Source organism: Verrucomicrobiia bacterium (genome assembly GCA_035495615.1).
GTDB lineage: Bacteria > Omnitrophota > Omnitrophia > Omnitrophales > Aquincolibacteriaceae > DATJFP01.
In genome coordinates, this window is sequence record DATJFP010000014.1 from 35,515 (window position 1) to 52,156 (window position 16,642).

Annotated in this window: 16 protein-coding genes; 5 read left to right on the forward strand and 11 right to left on the reverse strand. The window is 57.2% G+C overall.

Annotated elements, in window-relative coordinates:
- Nucleotides 1–16: 16 nt before the first annotated feature.
- From surE to VL688_01440, 5 genes are all read right to left on the reverse strand, one after another.
- Nucleotides 17–778 (reverse strand): 5'/3'-nucleotidase SurE, encoded by a 762-nt coding sequence (gene surE / locus VL688_01420; GenBank protein ID HTL46700.1) that lies wholly within the window; start codon nucleotides 776–778, stop codon nucleotides 17–19.
- Between the two features lie 68 nt (nucleotides 779–846).
- Nucleotides 847–1,617, reverse strand: coding sequence for a ChbG/HpnK family deacetylase (locus VL688_01425; protein ID HTL46701.1), 771 nt, complete (start codon nucleotides 1,615–1,617; stop codon nucleotides 847–849).
- The gene (gene acpS, locus VL688_01430) at nucleotides 1,614–2,030 is read right to left on the reverse strand and encodes a holo-ACP synthase (GenBank protein ID HTL46702.1); all 417 of its coding nucleotides are present in this window, start codon (nucleotides 2,028–2,030) and stop codon (nucleotides 1,614–1,616) included. The genes VL688_01425 and acpS overlap by 4 nt, the downstream gene beginning before the upstream one ends.
- A 1-nt stretch (nucleotide 2,031) precedes the next feature.
- Nucleotides 2,032–2,331, reverse strand: coding sequence for a helix-turn-helix domain-containing protein (locus VL688_01435; GenBank protein ID HTL46703.1), 300 nt, complete (start codon nucleotides 2,329–2,331; stop codon nucleotides 2,032–2,034).
- 95 nt (nucleotides 2,332–2,426) lie between these two features.
- A complete protein-coding gene (locus tag VL688_01440) occupies nucleotides 2,427–2,963 on the reverse strand; it encodes a polymer-forming cytoskeletal protein (protein HTL46704.1) in 537 nt (178 codons plus the stop codon).
- Nucleotides 2,964–3,152: 189 nt separating this feature from the next.
- Between VL688_01440 and VL688_01445 the strand changes: the two genes are divergently transcribed.
- From VL688_01445 to VL688_01460, 4 genes are all read left to right on the forward strand, one after another.
- On the forward strand, nucleotides 3,153–4,667 hold the full coding sequence (locus VL688_01445) for a transglutaminase-like domain-containing protein (protein HTL46705.1): 1,515 nt from the start codon (nucleotides 3,153–3,155) through the stop codon (nucleotides 4,665–4,667).
- Nucleotides 4,668–4,743: 76 nt separating this feature from the next.
- On the forward strand, nucleotides 4,744–5,493 hold the full coding sequence (locus VL688_01450; GenBank protein ID HTL46706.1) for an ABC transporter ATP-binding protein: 750 nt from the start codon (nucleotides 4,744–4,746) through the stop codon (nucleotides 5,491–5,493).
- Nucleotides 5,490–7,145: a hypothetical protein gene (locus tag VL688_01455; GenBank protein HTL46707.1), complete on the forward strand. Its 1,656-nt coding sequence runs from the start codon at nucleotides 5,490–5,492 to the stop codon at nucleotides 7,143–7,145. The genes VL688_01450 and VL688_01455 overlap by 4 nt, the downstream gene beginning before the upstream one ends.
- 17 nt (nucleotides 7,146–7,162) lie before the next feature.
- The gene (locus VL688_01460) at nucleotides 7,163–9,904 is read left to right on the forward strand and encodes a pitrilysin family protein (GenBank protein HTL46708.1); all 2,742 of its coding nucleotides are present in this window, start codon (nucleotides 7,163–7,165) and stop codon (nucleotides 9,902–9,904) included.
- A gap of 27 nt (nucleotides 9,905–9,931) precedes the next feature.
- Here the strand turns inward: VL688_01460 and mscL are convergent, their stop codons facing one another.
- The 4 genes from mscL to VL688_01480 all read right to left on the reverse strand — a co-directional run bounded on the left by mscL (nucleotide 9,932) and on the right by VL688_01480 (nucleotide 12,505).
- Nucleotides 9,932–10,393, reverse strand: coding sequence for a large conductance mechanosensitive channel protein MscL (mscL, locus tag VL688_01465; protein HTL46709.1), 462 nt, complete (start codon nucleotides 10,391–10,393; stop codon nucleotides 9,932–9,934).
- Between the two features lie 110 nt (nucleotides 10,394–10,503).
- Complete coding sequence (locus VL688_01470) at nucleotides 10,504–10,866, reverse strand: hypothetical protein (GenBank protein ID HTL46710.1); 363 nt, start codon at nucleotides 10,864–10,866, stop codon at nucleotides 10,504–10,506.
- Nucleotides 10,867–10,956: 90 nt separating this feature from the next.
- Entirely contained in the window at nucleotides 10,957–11,547 is a 591-nt protein-coding gene (locus tag VL688_01475) for an Hsp20/alpha crystallin family protein (GenBank protein HTL46711.1), read from the reverse strand.
- 91 nt (nucleotides 11,548–11,638) lie between these two features.
- Entirely contained in the window at nucleotides 11,639–12,505 is an 867-nt protein-coding gene (locus VL688_01480; protein ID HTL46712.1) for a methylated-DNA--[protein]-cysteine S-methyltransferase, read from the reverse strand.
- A 194-nt stretch (nucleotides 12,506–12,699) separates the two neighbouring features.
- On the opposite strand from VL688_01480, the gene VL688_01485 reads away from it, so the two are divergent.
- Entirely contained in the window at nucleotides 12,700–13,605 is a 906-nt protein-coding gene (locus VL688_01485) for a fatty acid desaturase (protein ID HTL46713.1), read from the forward strand.
- 120 nt (nucleotides 13,606–13,725) lie between these two features.
- On the opposite strand, the gene VL688_01490 is transcribed toward VL688_01485, so the two are convergent.
- Both VL688_01490 and VL688_01495 read right to left on the reverse strand, forming a co-directional pair.
- Nucleotides 13,726–15,654: a PAS domain S-box protein gene (locus VL688_01490; protein ID HTL46714.1), complete on the reverse strand. Its 1,929-nt coding sequence runs from the start codon at nucleotides 15,652–15,654 to the stop codon at nucleotides 13,726–13,728.
- Between the two features lie 5 nt (nucleotides 15,655–15,659).
- Nucleotides 15,660–16,421 (reverse strand): response regulator, encoded by a 762-nt coding sequence (locus tag VL688_01495; GenBank protein HTL46715.1) that lies wholly within the window; start codon nucleotides 16,419–16,421, stop codon nucleotides 15,660–15,662.
- Nucleotides 16,422–16,642: the final 221 nt, after the last annotated feature.

Here is a 16,642-nt window from a genome sequence, read left to right on the forward strand (position 1 = left end):
CCCGCAGGGTTAAAGGTTACAAGGACTGTTTCTTGAGCCACGCTTCGAAGACGCGCATGGCGTGATAGGCCGTCACGTCGAGCTTGAGAGGCGTCAGCGAAATATACCCGTCGACCACCGCTTCTTCGTCGCTCGTGCCGTCCGGATCGTACAGCTCGATTTCGCCGGCCAGCGAATAGACTCTCTTGCCTTCATGCTCTTTCTCTTTGACGAACTCTTCGACGAAACGCGACGAGGCCTGCTTGGTAATTTTGATCCCGCGTATTTGATCGGCCGTAAGCGGCGGGATATTCACATTGAGCAGCACGTCGGGCGGAAAGAGGCCGCCGCGGTGCCCTTCGATCAAAAGGCTCGCGATCCAGGCGCTTGGCCCGAAATCGTCAAACTCACGGCTGCAGAGCGACAGCGCCATGGCCGGCACGCGGTTGATCAGGCCTTCGCGCGCCGCGGAGATCGTGCCCGAATAATAAACGCTGACGCCCGTGTTCGCGCCCAGGTTCACGCCCGAGACAATGAGATCCGGCGCGAATTCGCGCAGCTCTGCGATGGCGAACTTCACGCAGTCCGCGGGCGTGCCGTGCACCATGAAATGCGGGATGCCTTTGAGACGGTATTCCTCGACACGCAGTTTCTGTCCGAGAGAAATGGAATGGCTCGAGGCGGAACGTTCGCTGGCGGGAGCGACCACAATGGGATTGACGCCGGCAGGAATGGCGGCTACAAGCGCCTTGATGCCGGGGGCCTGGATGCCATCGTCGTTCGTATAAATGATATTCATGCCGGAAGTAAGCCGTTGTAAAGCGATGATCGGGACGTTTCGAGAACGTGCGTTTTGTTAGGTTCTCTTCAAGTATAGCATACGCCGTAATTCGCAAGGCGTATGCCCCACTCCGGCAGCTTTTTCTTCCAGACGGAAGAACGGAAAAGGTCCCTTTCTTTGTCGCGGCCGTGGGTGAAGGAGCTGAGCGCCTTCAGGTCGCGGTCAATGCGCCCGGGATGGCACATCACTTCATTGAGGCCTTCGGGAAGTTTCCGCAGCACGGTCTCGAGCGAGGCCTTGCGCCAGAAACCTTTCGGGTCGAGGTCGCCCAAAACACGGTCCACGGTTTTCACTCCTTTATAGACCGGGGCCCCGGACTTTGCGGATTTCATGAGGGCCGAACGCCGGACGGGAAGCCGGAAGCGTTTCGCCACCGCGATGAGCGCCTCGAGATAAAGCGGATGATCGTGCATCTGATGATGCGTGTCCAGATGCGTGGGAAGCCGCTCGAAGACATGCCGGAAAAGAAGCACCTGCGCGGCATATTCCTTCACCAAATCTTTTTTCAGCGGCAGTTTCGCGAGCTGGTCGCCTCGCCTGCGGAATTTCCCTTCCGCGTCCGTGAGCGACGGCACTTGCGAAGGCCTGGACACAGGGCGTCCGAGCGTCACGTTCAGATGCACGCCCACGCCGAGCGCCTTGCGCTTTTTGATCGCGCGGATTTCCGCGGGCCGGATGGGAAGGTTCGCCATGAAGGTCGTGCTGGAAACAATGCCCGTGTCGTGCGCGGCGAGAATGGCGGCTGTCACGCCGGGCGTCAGGTTGCAGTCGTCGGCATTGACGATGAGCGTTTTCACCGGGAACCCCGCTTTGTTTTGGAAGGGCACAGAAGAACGACGGTCGCAACCGCGAATTCGCGCTCATGCGCGAGCGACAGCTCGATCCGCGCGCGCGCGGGAAATCCCAGTTTTTTCCGCGCGGCCGGGGACAGATGAAGGAACGGCTTGCCCCCGTTTTCTTTCCGCACCTCGATCTGGTTCAAGGCGACACCGCGGGAAACCGGGTTCTTCGTCACCGGCGTGCAGGCCTTGATGAAGGCCTCTTTGGCGGCAAAGCGCGCGGCCAGATGCTCGTATTTCATTTTGCGCGGAAGGCAGTAGGCGCGCTCGGAGACGCTGAAAATGCGGTTTAAAAACCGGGCTCCCTGCGCCTCGGCCGCTTGCTGCAGGCGGCGGACGCTGACGAGATCGATGCCCTGGTAGAGCTCCACTTCAGCTCCTTACGAGAAGGTAAACCAGAGCCCCGACGAGGATGAGCGAGATGATGTAGAAATTGTTGAAGCGCCAGAAATCGTAGGCGTGGGACAGGATGCCGGCGCGGACTTGTTTCTTCTTCTGGGTGCCGGGCGCGAGCTCGTAGCGGAGATTGAGGACTTCTTCTTTGCGGAACCGGAGGTAGGTGCCCCCGATCTTGTACGCATGCAGCTTTCCCTGGCCGATGAACTTTTCGATCTGCTGCTGTTCGATTTCCAGGTAGCTTTTGACTTCTTCCAAAGTCAGCATGTTATTCATGGATTCACACCTTTGACGCCCAATGGATTACCTCCGTTGCCGGAGGCGGAAAGGAAAACACAGCGGACAATTTCAGACGACCGCGAAACGCAGGACTACGAGCGATTGCTCTCTTCTTGGATCCAGCGGTCGACCGCCGACTTGCTGAAGAGCCAGGAACCTTTTTCGTTTCTCGCGGGAATCTTTTTGCTCGAGGCCCATTCTTCCACGACACGGGACTCCACTTCGAGGTAATGAGATACGTCCTTCAGCGTCATGGTGACGTCCGAAGCCTCGCCGGTGGGATTGCCGTTCAACATGGAAAGCTGGCCTTCGATGATGGCGCCTTCGGTGACGCTCAGGCGCGGGGTGCTGATGTTCCCTTTGATGACCGCGGGAGAAATGACGGAAACGCTCTGGGTGGCATTGATATCGCCTGTGACCTTGCCGGCGATAATGATCTTGTCACCGTCGATATTCGCCTTCACCTTGGCGTTTTCGCCGATGGTAAGATTGCCGCGCGTATCGAGCTTGCCCTCGAAGCTGCCATTGATGCGGAGATTGACAGGGTCTTTAAAAGCAATCGTCCCCTGCATGCTCGCGTCGACGTCGAGGATTTTTTCTTCCGTCAGGTCTTTTTCCTTTTTGGCCATAAAGAGTCTCCTTTGGGGGCGTTGAAGGCCCCTTCATTATCCATATTTCATCGGGGCTGTAAAGGAAAAACCCGGTGGGTCAAGAAACCGCAATTTTGACCGAAAATCTTTAAGTGGCCTTGGGTTGCAACGGCCGCCTTTTGATTTTTTTGCCAGTCAGGTTAAAATATTTCCGGAGCTTGAAACACGATGCTGAAACCGGCTTTTTTGATTGGAACCACCGCCTTCTGGCTGATGATGACCAGCCAGCTTATTCAGCGGGAATTTTTCCAGCTGACGCCTATCCAATCCTCTTACCAGGTGCTCCCCCTCTATGGGTTCACGGTGCGGGAGGAATACCAGGGCATTTACATCGGCGACAAGCTGATCGGCTTCAATCTGGCCGTTCTCGAAAAGAAGGAAGACAAGGACAAGCCGGAAAACGCCCCTGCCAAAATCTATTACGAGCTGCGCCAGAACACCTACATGACGTTTCTCTTCCTCGGCCAGGAGCGCGAGATGCTGGTGAAAAGCAAGGCGATGCTCGACGAGCGCCTGGAGCTGCAGTCCTTCGAGATGAAATTCACGAGCGGTGAAAACTGGACCGAAATGAACGGCCAGATCGCCAAAGACCACCTGAACATGGTCATCCAATCCAAAGAAGGCGAGCCGATCCGCAAGATCGTCCCGGTCGAGCGGCCGCTGTTTTTTTCCGAGTCGCTCAATATGATCTGGACGCCGGAAAATCTCAAGACCGGAAAAACCGGCAAGGTCCACATGTGGAACCCGCTGCTCATGAGTTTCGAGGACATGGAATTCCGCGTCGGCCCCAAAGTAAAAATCCCTTACGAAGGCAAGTCCACGGAAGTCTACGACCTGCGCCTCACGCAGCAGGGCATCGAGACGCGGTATTGGGCCACGCCCGAAGGCGTGATCATCAAGCATGAAAGCCCGACCGGCCTTTTCATGATCAAGCAGGACGCGTGGAAAATCTTCGACAAGATGCGCGAAGAGCGCGGCAAGCTCGCCGACCTTCCGAACCTTTATTCGACGCCGTCCAACCGCACGTTCGAAAATCCGGCGGCGCTGAAAAAAATCAAAGTGAACGTTCGCACACCGAAAGAGGAAAAAACACTCGTCCTCGAAAAGCCGTCGCTCGAAGACTTGCGCAGCGTCCCGCTTCCCGTGCCGGAAGAAATTCTCGACCAAATCCCGTCGGACCTTCCGCTGGGCGCGGGCGGGCTGAGAGCCAAGCCCTATCTCGAATCCACGGAATTCATCCAGTCCGACAGCCCTTTCATTGCCAAACAGGCCAAGGAGGTCGTGGGGCACGAAAAATCCGCGCTCGAAGCGGCGCGGAAATTGAACGCTTGGGTCAACCGGTGGATTTCCCCTTCGCCGAGCGTGAGCATCCCGTCGGCGCTGCAGGTCTACAAAGTGCGCAAAGGCGACTGCAACGAATACACCGCGCTTTTCACGGCCATGGCGCGCTCGCTCGGCATTCCCACGAAAATGGTCGCCGGGCTCGTGTACCAGAACGGCCGCTTTTTCTACCACGCCTGGCCGGAAGTTTTCCTCGGGCGCTGGGTGGGCATGGATCCGACGTTCGACCAGGAGCCGAACGACGTGACGCACATTCCCCTTGTCGAGGGCAATCTGGACGAACAGATCGAACTCATCCGCAAGGTCGGCCAAATCCAAATCAACGTTTTGGAAACAGAATAGGCTCACCCCTCACCCTCCCCTCTCCCCGTTTGCGGGGAGAGGATAAAGGAGAGGGGAATGAGATCAAGGAGGCTTTATGAACGCGATGGTCGAATTCGAAAATGCGCGCAAGGAATACGGAAAAAAAGTCGCGGTCGTGAACCTGAACCTTTCCATCCCGCAGGGCGAGCTGTTCGTGCTGGTCGGCCCCAACGGCGCGGGCAAGACGACCACGCTGAAAATGCTCGTGGGCCTCTTGCGCCCGACACAGGGAAGCGTGCGCGTCGGCGGCCACGACATGAAGACAGATCCCCTGAAAGCCAAGGCGCTCATGAGCTTTGTGCCGGACGTGCCGTACGTTTACGACAAGCTGACGCCGCGCGAACTGCTCCGCTTCGTGGGCAAGCTGTACGATCTGGATTCCGTCGTGATCAACGCGCGCACCGAAGAGCTTCTTTCCTTTTTCTCTCTCGATCACGTGCGCGACACCCTGATCGAGGAGTTCTCTCACGGCATGAAGCAGAAAGCAATTTTATCGGCGGCCCTTTTGCACAATCCCAAAGTCCTCGTCCTCGACGAGCCCATGGTCGGCCTGGACCCCATGAGCATCAAGAGCTTCAAGGATTTCCTGCAGCGCAAAAGCAAGGAAGGCACGACCATCATTTTTTCCACGCACACGCTTTCCATGGCCGAAGAGCTGGCGCAGCGGGTTGGCATCATCAACAAGGGCGAGCTCATCGCGCTGGGCTCCATGCAGGAGCTGCGGCAGAAATACCAGTCCCGGGAAAATCTCGAGAACATGTTCATGGCGCTTGTGGAAAAAGAGGAAGCGGCGGGAAGATCATGAAAAAACTGGGCCTTCTCCTCGAACTCAAGGCCACCGCGGTCAAGAATACCTTCCAGCGGCTGCGCCTGCGATCGCGCGTCGAATTCTTCACGCTGATCTTTTTCTTCGGGCTCCTGGGCGCCGGGCTTTTCTTCTTTTTCTTTTTCAGCTTCCGCTTTTTCAGCAGGCAGGAGCCTTTCGGCCCCATCCTGCTTGACGAGACGTTCTATCTTTTCACGTTCGCGCTTTTCGTCATGCTCCTCATCTCGTCCGCCGTCTCGGCCTACACGTCCCTTTTCCGTTCCGGCGAAGTCACGTTCCTGCTCACGCGCCCGCTCGGCTGGGACGAGATCTATTTCTTCAAGCTCAACGAAGCGCTGTGGTACAGCTCCTGGGCCCTGCTTTTCATCGCGGTCCCTTTCATGACGGCCTACGGCATGGTCAAGCATGCCGGCCCGTTTTTCCCGGCGATCTGCTTCGTGTTCACCATGCCCTTCATCGTCCTGGCCGGATCGCTGGGAACGCTGATCATGCTTGCCCTTCTTTATCTTCTGCCCGACAGGAAACGGCAGCGTCTCGCGTTGTTTGCCGTCGTCGTTTTTCTGGCGTGGTTCTTTTTCAGGATCCGCCCCGAGGTCATCAAAGAGCAAGGCTCTCTCGCAGGCGTGCTGAGCGGTTATCTCCCGCACGTGACGTTCGCCAAAAACCCTCTCTTTCCTTCGTCGTGGACGACACGCGGCATCATCTTCTTCAGCCAGAGCCAGGCTCCGGGCGACACGTTCTTTCAGGAGGGTAAATTTTATTTCCTCTTGCTGCTGTCGAACGCGCTTTTCTTCCTCATTCCTTCGTATTCAGCCGGCGCCCGGCTTTATCCCAAGATTTATTACCGCATCCAGGATCTCGCGGGATCGGAAAAGATCCGCCGCGCGCGTGCGCCCCGTTTCTTCGAAAAGATCGCGGACGCGATGCCCTGGCCGCCCAAAGCCGTGACCGCCTTTCTTGAAAAGGACCTCAAGACGTTTTTCCGCGATCCCTCGGAGTGGAGCCAGATGATCATCTTCTTCGGGCTGCTGCTGCTCTATTTCTCGAACTTGAAAAACATGGAATTCCACGTCCTGAAAAGCTTCTGGAAGAATATCGTGTTCGTCCTGAACAGCGTGGGCACGTACATCGTTCTGTCGAGCTTCAGCATGCGTTTTATTTTCCCCATGCTGTCGCTGGAAGGCGCGCGCTTCTGGATCATCGACCTGTCGCCGATCCGGATCTCGCAGCTCCTTCTCGAAAAATTCCTGCTCGGCACGCTGATCTCCGCGTTTTTTACCGTGCCTCTGCTTTTCCTCTCCGGCTGGATGCTGGAGATCCCCCTCGACCGGATCCTTTACACGACGGGTCTCGGATTTTTCGTGTGTGTGGCGCTCACCGGGCTTTCCGTCGGGTTCGGCGCAAAATTTCCCAATTTTAAGTCCACGAACCCTTCGGAAATTATTTCCGGGTTCGGCGGTTCCGTGCTGCTGGTTTCCCATCTCGCCTACCTCGCACTGGTCGGCACGTTCCTCATGCTCTCGCGCGAGGCGCATGCCGTGGTTTTCCTGACCGCGGCCGCGGGGAGCCTGCTCATCGGAACGCTGCCGCTTTACTGGGGCATGGCTTCGCTCAAAAAAATGGAATTCTGATTTCGATCGGACGGATCATGAAACGCAGCAGGACGGCCCCGGCTTTCTTTTTTCTTTTTCTTTCCCTCCTTCCTCTTTCCCGGGCGGAAGAAGCCGCCGCGCCTTTCCGGCTCGTGAAAGAAAAGGCCGGCATCCAGGAATACGAGCTCGTCTCCAACGGCCTGCGCGTCCTGGTCATGCGCGACGCTTCGCTTCCCCTGGCTTCAGTGCTCGTCACCTACAAAGCGGGCTCGCGCTTCGAAACTGGCGGCACCCGCGGGATCGCCCACCTCATCGAGCACATGATGTTCAAGGGCACGCCGCGCTACCACAAAGACAAAGGCACGGCGGTTTTCGCGGTGCTCCAGTCGCTCGGCGCGGGCATCCACGGCGGAACATGGAAGGACGGCATGGAATTCGTGGAAATTTTTCCTCACGACCAGCTCGAGACCGTGCTGGACATCGAGGCCGACCGCATGCGGAATTCGCTTTTACAGGACAAAGACCTGAAGTCGGAGATGCCGGTCGTGCAAAGCGAATTCGATCTCATGGAAAATTCCCCGGGCGAGATGCTCTACAACGCGGTCTGGGGCGAGGCGTTCCAAGTCCATCCCTACCGCTATTCGCCCATCGGCCTGCGCCCGGATATCGAAAAGGCGCGGCATGACGACCTGAAAAAATTCTACGACGTTTACTTCCAGCCAGGCAATGCGGTGCTGGCCGTCTTCGGCAACATCGAAACGCCCCAGGTCCTGAAAATCGTCGAAGAAAAATTCGGCGCGATCCCCGCCGCCCCCGCGATCCCGGAAGTGAAGGAGCGCGAGCCCGAGCAAAAGGAAATGCGCCGCGTCGAGCTTCATAAAGAAGAGCCCGTGGAAATGGTCATGGTCGCGCATAAAATCCCGCCGGCGGCGCATCCGGACACGGCCGCGCTGGAAGTCCTGTCGCAGATCCTCTGCGGCGGGAAATTGAGCCGCCTCTACCCCCTCGTCGAAGAAGGCCTGGCTTCGGCCATTGCCTGCGAGGCGGACAAGGCCCATGATCCCACGCTGTTTTCGACCACGGTGACGCTCGCGCCCGGCGCGAAACACGCGGAAACGGAGGCCCGGATCTTCGCGGCGTACGAAGCGCTCAAAAAAAATCCGCCTTCGGAGGCCGAGCTTGTCGTCGCGCAGAACAAAATCCTCGTCGCGGCCGCCTACCGGAGGGACGGCTTCTTCAACATGGCGCTCGACATGAGCGTCTCGATTGCCGCGGCCGATTGGACGCTGGCCGTGGATTTTCCGGAAAAAATCCGCAAGGTCACGGCTTCCGACGTGCAGCGCGCGGCGCAGACCTATTTCCTCGACGGCCAGGCTACGGTGGGACGCCTGATTTCCAAAAATCCGCCTCCGTCCGCGGGCGGGACTTTGCCCGAGGCCGCGGCCATGCCGTCCTCCGAAGTCCCGGCTCTCGCACCGGAACCCGCGGCTTCGAACGCGGCCGCACTCCCTGAAAAATTTTCCGACCGCATGACCGTGAGCGAACACGGCGGGCTCACGATCGTCGCGCTCAGGACCGCGACGCCGGGCGTGATGTCGGTCGCCGGATCTTTCCGGGGCGGCGGCACGGCCTATGACGCGAATCCCGTGCTTCCAACCCTGACGGGCGAGCTGCTGGACGAAGGCACGACGAGCCGGAACAAATATGAAATCGCGCGGGAGATCGAAGCGCGCGGCATGGAATTGGAATTCGGGGTGAAAGAGGAACGCGCGGGGTTTAAGGCGCGCTTTCTCAGCGCGGACCAGGATGCCGCCCTCGGCCTCATCGCGGACCAGATGCGCCGGCCTTTGTTCGCGGAGACCGACTTCAACATCGAGAAAAAAGTCCTGGAATCCGGCATCCGCCAGGCCATGGGCGACACGCAGGACCAGGCCAAACGCGCGCTTTCGCGCCTCCTTTATCCGCAGGGGCATCCCTACCGCAGGCCGGACTACGGCGAAGAGCTGTCCTTCCTTTCCTCCGTCACGCTGCAGCAGGTCAAAGATTTCCATGCATCGCATTACGGCCCCCAGGAGATGTTCGTCGTGGCCGTGGGCGACGTGGATCCTGAGGCGTTTGAAAAAAGCGCGCTGCGGGCCTTTGGCGATTGGGAGAAAAAAGATGTGCCCGCGCTCCGGATCGAAAAGGCCGCACAGGGTGCGGCCGTGAAGCAGCACGTGCCGGTGCCCGGCAAGGTCAACATCGACGTCACCATGGGGCACGTGCTCGACCTCGAGCGCACGAGCCCGGACTTCGTGCCCGTTTACATGGCCAATCGCGTCCTGGGAGGCGATTTCATGGGGCGGCTTTTCACTAAAGTCCGGGACGAAAAAGGGCTGAGCTACCACGTTTATTCTTATTTGAATGGTTTTGACGCGGGCCTGGGCGGGACCTGGCAGATCGACATGACCGTGAACCGCAAGACGCTGGAACCGGGGCTCGCGGCGGCTTTCGAGGAATACGAAAAATTCAAACGCGACGGGACCTTCGAGCAGGAACTCCAGAAAAAGAAAACGGGCGCTCTGGGAAATTTTCAGGTGGGAATTTCCACGACGCCCAATCTGGCGCGCGAACTTTTGAGGGCGCTCGAAAGCGGGCTGGGCGCGGGCTATCTCGATCATTTTCCGGAGCAGGTCCGGGCCTTGACCGTCGAAGATACCAACCGCGCGATCCGCGAATATTTCCATCCCGACAAAGTGAGCGTCGTGACGGCCGGCGACCTGCAGGAAACTCCGGCGGCCCAAGCCCAAACGGCTTAGGCCGCCGTTTCAATTCATCTTCTTTCTTTAAACGCCCACGGGCTGCAGCTGCGACGTGCACGCGCAGCAGCGCGTCGCTTTGAGCGGAATCGTGGAAATACAGAACGGACATTCCTTGGTCGTCGGCGCGGCGGCCGGAGCCGGGGGCTTTTCCGTGAGCCGGCTGACCTGCTTGATCACCACGAAAATGACGAAGGCCACGATCAGGAAATTGATGATCGTGTTCAGAAATACGCCATAATTGAGGGTCGGGGCGCCCGCCTTCTGGGCTTCTGCCAGCGACGCGTAAGACGCTCCCGAAAGGCTGACGAACAAATTGCTGAAGTCCACCTTGCCCAGGAGCATCCCGATGGGCGGCATGATCACGTCGTTGACCAGCGACGTGATGATTTTTCCGAAAGCGGCGCCGACGATGACGCCGACCGCCATGTCGATGACGTTGCCGCGCATGATAAATTTTTTGAAATCTTCCAGTGTGTTAGAAGCCATGCTCTTTCCCTCCTTATGGGAATATCAGGGTCCTGTTTTGGACTCGATATAACAAAAAAAGGCGGGGCTGACAAGCCCCGCCTTTTTCCGCATTAAATTGTCCTGAAAGCTTACTGGATGGCTTCGCCCGCGACGTTGCTGGTGACCGGCGTCACGAAAAGCGTAAAGGGAAAGAACAAAAACCACCACGCCCGGCTGGAAGACTGGACGATCCGCACCTTGCTCGCGCCGTGCGCCTTGGCCGCGGCCGTGAAATCCGCCACGGTCTTCTGCAGCGTCGCATCGCCCCACACGGGCTCACGGCCCATCATGAGATGAATGGCGGCGTTGGACGTGCTGAGATGCGCGGCCGGCGTGCCGTCAGGCGACGTCAGACCGCTGAAGTCGGTGGCGACTTTCGTGCTGCTGCAGCCCGCCAGATGAAATACGGCGAGCATGAGGGCGAAGAATTTAAGGGACTTTGAGTAACGCATAAATTGCCTCCGTGGTTGGGTGTTCTATGACAAAGGTAGCGCACTCTAGCCGATGCCCGAAAAGGCGTCAATAAGGAAAAACCCTACAACCTATTGCACGGGTACGCTTTTCGTTTTCTGCTGTTCCTTCTGCGGGGTCAGTTTGGGAAGCTTGATTTCCAGGACGCCGTTGTCGTATTTGGCCGTGACATTGTCCGGAACTACTTTTTCCGGAAGCGACATGCTGCGCCGGAAGCTGCCGAAAGTCCGTTCCATGCTGTAATACCCCTGCTTGTTCTTCTCCTGATTGTCCGACTGCCTTTCCCCCGAAACCGTGAGCGTGTCTTCGGTGACGTCGATTTTGATCTGATCCTTCTGCATGCCCGGAAGGTCGAGCGTCGCAACAAAAGCATCGCCCTTGTCCTGAAGGTCCGTGTCCGGCTGGAAGGAAGAAGACTTGGCCATCTGGTTCCAGCGCTGGTTGAACTGGTTGAAAAACTGCTGCATGTTCTGCTGGACGGATTGCATGTCCGCGAAGGGATCCTCCATGCCGTTGCCGGTCTGGATGTTCGCCTGATTCGCGTTGGCGGGAGGCTCTTTCTGAGCGGATTCGGCAAAAGCCGCCGGACCCCAAAGCAGGAATGACGCGGCCCCGATCGCGGCGGCGCGGAAGAAAAAATGAAGGCTCGATTTCTTTTTCATGGCGATCTCCTTAATAAGCGTTGAAAGAGCTTCGACAAATGGTTCCAGGGGGCTGAGGGGAGGCTTCTATTATATCGATTCCGGGGCTTTTTCAAAGCGCCGCGGAGAATCTTTTAACCGGAGCGCTCGTCCCTCGATTCTTTTCCAGCGTCAGAAGCCCGCGCTTGCGTTCCGGATTCCACCGGTATCCGCCCACGCCGCCGGCCTTGGGCACGATGCGGTGGCAGGGAATGACAAGGGCCAGAGGGTTCGTGGCGCAGGCGCGCGCGACCGCGCGTGCTGCGGAAGGATGGCCCATGGCTTTTGCCGCTTCCGAATAGCTGTACGTGGTGCCGGACGGAATGCTGCGCAGCCATTCCCAGACGCGACGCTGAAAAGCCGTGGCTTGCACGTCGTAGGGCAGGAGCGGCCAAGGCTTGTGCCCGGCCAGATAATCGACGAGCGCCTGCACCCAATCGCGCAGGTGCTCCGCGTCTTCGTCAAAACGCGCCTCCGGAAATTCCCGTTTGAGCTCGCTTTTCAATGCACCCTTGCTGCTCCCCAGCCGGACGGAGCAAATCCCCTTTTCGGCGGCCGCAAGGAGAAGATATCCCAGGGGGGAATCCGCGATCAAGTAGGTGATGCGGACGCCCTGCCCTTTTTTCTTGTAATCGTTCGGCGTCATGCCCAGATAACGGCCCGCGAATTCGTACAGGCGGCTGCTCGACCCGAAGCCGGCGTCGTACAGAGCGCGGGTGACATCATCCCCTTTGCGCAACTGGCGGCGCAGCCGGTCGAACCGCACCGCGTCAGCGTAATGGCGCGGCGAAATCCCCAGGGCGCGCGTGAATGTTTTTTGAAAGTAGGCGGGGCTCATCGACACCTGCCCGGCCACCCTCGAGAGCGTGGGCAACTCCTCGCTCTCTTCGATGTAGCGGCAGGCCCGGATCAACCTTTGGGAAAGGGACTTTGCTTTCATGGCCTTATGATAGCCTATCCGTTGGAGGAATCTATCCGATTCGTGTCCTGAAAAAGCGGCCCAACTCATGAATGCGAGACACTTTGCCGATGCGGACGAGAATACGGGTTGTAACCAAGCCGGATAGGGCGTAAAATGCCTGATGTCTTTTACGCAAACTCCACCCCCTTTCGCTCGTCTCGAGCTCGCTGACCATGGCAAAAATTAAAGGCACTCAGAACACCTATCCTTCGCCCATTCGCCAAACGCGCTGGGTCGGCATTATTTTTTTTATCGTTCTCCACGCCGTGGGGCTCATCGGCACGCCTCTTTATTTGATCTATCACGGGGCCTCAGCGGCGGAGTGGGTTCTTTTCGGCTCTTTTTTTGCCCTGACAAGCCTTGCGATCACCGTGGGTTATCACCGCTTTTTTGCCCACGTCTGCTTTAAAGCCAATCCCGTCATTCGGTTTCTTCTGCTTTTTTTCGGCGCGGCGACCTTCGAACAATCGGCCCTGAAATGGGCTTCGCAGCACCGCCAGCATCACCAATTCACCGACACCGATCAGGATCCTTACAATATCAAGCGCGGCTTCTGGTATGCCCACATGAACTGGATCCTGCTTTATAAGCACCGCGTGAATTACGACAACGTCAAAGACCTGCAAAAGTCAAAACTCGTGATGAACCAGCATTTTTATTACAGCCTGTGGTCCGTCGGGGCCGGGATCGCGCTCCCCATGCTGATCGGAGTTTTAATCGGACATCCGCTGGGAGCCTTCATCATGGCGGTCAATCTTCGGCTGGTTCTTGTCATCCACTCCGCCTTCTTCATCAATTCCTGGGCACACATGTTCGGCACCCGAAATTATGACGGGACGATTTCGGCCAGGGATAATTGGTTTGGAGTATTCCTCACGAACGGGGAAGGCTACCACAATTTCCACCACCGTTTTCCCAATGATTACCGGAACGGCATTCGCTGGTATGATTGGGATCCCAGCAAGTGGCTGATTTTCGGGCTCTCCAAATTGAATCTCACCTGGGATCTTAAGCGGACGCCGGATTCATTGATCAGGAAGTATGCCGAAGAGACGGGGGCGAAGGCTGCAACCGCTTAAAAGGCGATTCTAAAAGATTCTTAAAAAACGGCCGGATAAAATATCCGGCTTTTTTTATGCTCAAAGAGGCCGGTCCTTCGGCTGATCCGTCGCCGGAATCTATCCGATTCCTGCCTTGAATCAGCCGCGCGTGAGCGGAGGTGTCTGCGGTTTATCTAAAACCTCGCGCACCATCATGAGGAGCTCAGCCTGGGTATACGGCTTTTGCAGGAAGCTGCAGCCCCGGTCGAGCCAGCTCTGGACGCCCCCGTGGTCCGTGTATCCCGAAGTGAAGATGATTTTTATCCTGGGATAGTTCGCTGAAAATTTCTCCGCCAACTCGTTGCCTCCCATGTGGGGCATCACCATATCCGTGATGAGCAAGGCGATGGGAGAGCCTTCATGACGCGCTGCCGCATCCAGGGCTTCAAGACCATTCCGGGCTTCAAGCACGCGGTATCCCTGCCTCGCCAGAAACTGCACGGCCAGTCCGCGGACCAGTTCTTCGTCTTCGGCGATCACGACCGTCTCTTGACCGCAAGGCAGTTCCACAACGGCTGCAACAGCCGCGTTTTGAGGCTTCTCCGCAGAGGGTGGCAGATAAACAAGAAACTCGGTCCCTTTTCCCGGTTCGCTTTCCGCGTATATAAATCCCTGGGATTGCTTTACGATACCGTAAACCGTCGCCAGACCCAGCCCCGTTCCTTTGCCTTTTTCTTTGGTGGTGAAAAAGGGCTCGAAAAGGTGAGCTTTGGCCTCGGGTGAAATTCCTGTGCCCGTGTCTTGGACCTTGAGAACCGTATAGACGCCGGGAACGAACCCTGGATGTTTCCCGTTCCCGGCAAGCACGGCGTCGACTGAAGCCTTGCGGGTTTCGATCACGACTTTTCCCCCATTCGGCATGGCGTCCCGCGCATTGACTACGAGATTCATGATCACCTGCTCGATCTGTCCGGCATCGATCCAGACAGGGTCCACATCCTCTCCCAGCAGGGTGACGAGTTCGATGTCCGCCCCCAGCAGGCGGCGGATCATTTTATCCATGCCCGCCACGATTTCGTTTAGAGAATGAACTTTCATCTGGAAAACCTGCTTGCGGCTAAAGGCCAAAAGCTGGCGCGTCAAAGCCGCGGCACGGACTCCCGCTTTCCGGATCTCGGTGAGACTGCTGGTCAGGCGTTCATCGTCCCACCCTTTGGCGAGGAGAAGATCGGAATGCCCCAGAATGACCGTCAGCAGGTTGTTGAAATCATGGGCCACACCGCCCGCCAGCCTGCCGACGGCTTCCATTTTCTGCGCCTGACGGAACTGGGCTTCCAGCTTCTTTTCTTCCGAAACATCGCGCTTGATAGCGATGAAATGCGTGATGCCCCCATCATTGCCGACGACCGGAGTGATCGTCTGTTTTTCAAAATAAAGAGTACCGTCCTTGCGCCGGTTGATCAGCTCGCCGGTCCATGATTTCCCCGCCAGGATCGTTTCCCATAGTTCTTTATACAACTTGGGCGATTGCTCTCCAGATTTAAGGATGCGGGGATTTTTTCCTACGGCTTCATCATAAGAATAGCCAGTCATGGCCGTAAACGCTGGATTGACCCACAGAATCGTCCCTGCGCGTTCGCTGATGAGAATGCCGTTAGAGCTGGCCGTGAGAGCCTCGGATTGGAGCCGCATCTTTAATTCTACATCGCGGTGAAATGCCATATCGCGGGAGGAAACAACCACACCACGAACGTGAGGATCGAACAGAAGATTTTTCGCGCTGCATTCGAGATAGACCCAGTGACCGTCTTTATGCCTGAAGCGCAGCTCAACCGCTTCGACTGCGTTTTTCTTCGCGGACTTTCCGGCAAAAAGACTGAAAACTCTTTTATAATCGTCCGGATGAACGAACCCAAATGCGTTCTGTCCGACCATTTCATCGGGCAAATAGCCCAGGACGTTCGTGATAGAAGGGCTTTCGTAGCGGATGGTCCCATCGGCCTCCAGGATCGTGATGATGTCCACGATGTTTTGGATGATGGATTCGAGATAGGCCAGCTTGTCGAATTGATTGGGGTCCGCAGCCATGCGAACTATTTCTCCAATTCGTACTCACGCAGAAGGGTCACAAAACTGTCATAGGAAGGCGAAGTGCCTGCATAGCGGTCAGCCCCAGCGGAAAGGCTTTTCTCCGCAAAATCGAACCCGGAATACGTATACACGATCAGCGGAACGGCTTTGCGGCCACTGCCCTTCTGAAGTCCGGCGAGGATTCTTTGGGTCTCCCGGATGCGCTGACTGCCTTCGACATCGGCTTGCTCGTACTCCATAAGAATAAAATCGGGCGGCTCCTGGGCGAAGCGATTGGAGAGCTCGGCGAGGTCCACCGTGGAAATTACCTTATAACGTTCCGTTTTCAAGCGCCGTGCGATCTGCTCGGAGTGCCTGCCGGGAATGTCCAGGATATAAACAAGGCCCTTCTGGCTGCCGTGGAAAAGGATCCTCTCGACTTCACAGAGGTAGTCGTGTAATTCGAAAGGCTTGCTCAGAAATCCATCCACCTCGAGGTCTTTGAAAACTTCGCTCAATTCGCCGCGGCCTGTGACGACCAGGACCGGGATCCGGGTGCGGCTGCGTCCGTCGGAAATCCGCCGATAAAACTCCAGTCCGCCAACCTTCGGCATTTCCATGTCGAGGGAAATCAGGTCCGGCGTGACTTTGCGAAGTTTCGCGAGCGCGTCCGCGCCGTCCTTTGCTGTCACGACTTCGTATCCTTTCGCCTGCAAATGCATCGCGAGCAACTGCACAATGGCTGCATCGTCGTCGATAATCAGGATTTTCTTTTTCTCTTCCAAAACGGCCCTCCGACCTTCTCAGCTTTACCAAATAGTATCGCCCATAGCGATCATATTTAAAGTATTTTTTTTGATACGGAGCCGGTCTTCGACTTACGCCTTTCCCGCCCATAAGGGCGGCGCTCGTTCGCTTCGAATCCCCTTGGGGACGAAAATCAAAAAAAATGCCGGACAGATTTCTGTCCGGCGGGATTCGGCCACTACGCTCGGACGGAGCCTCG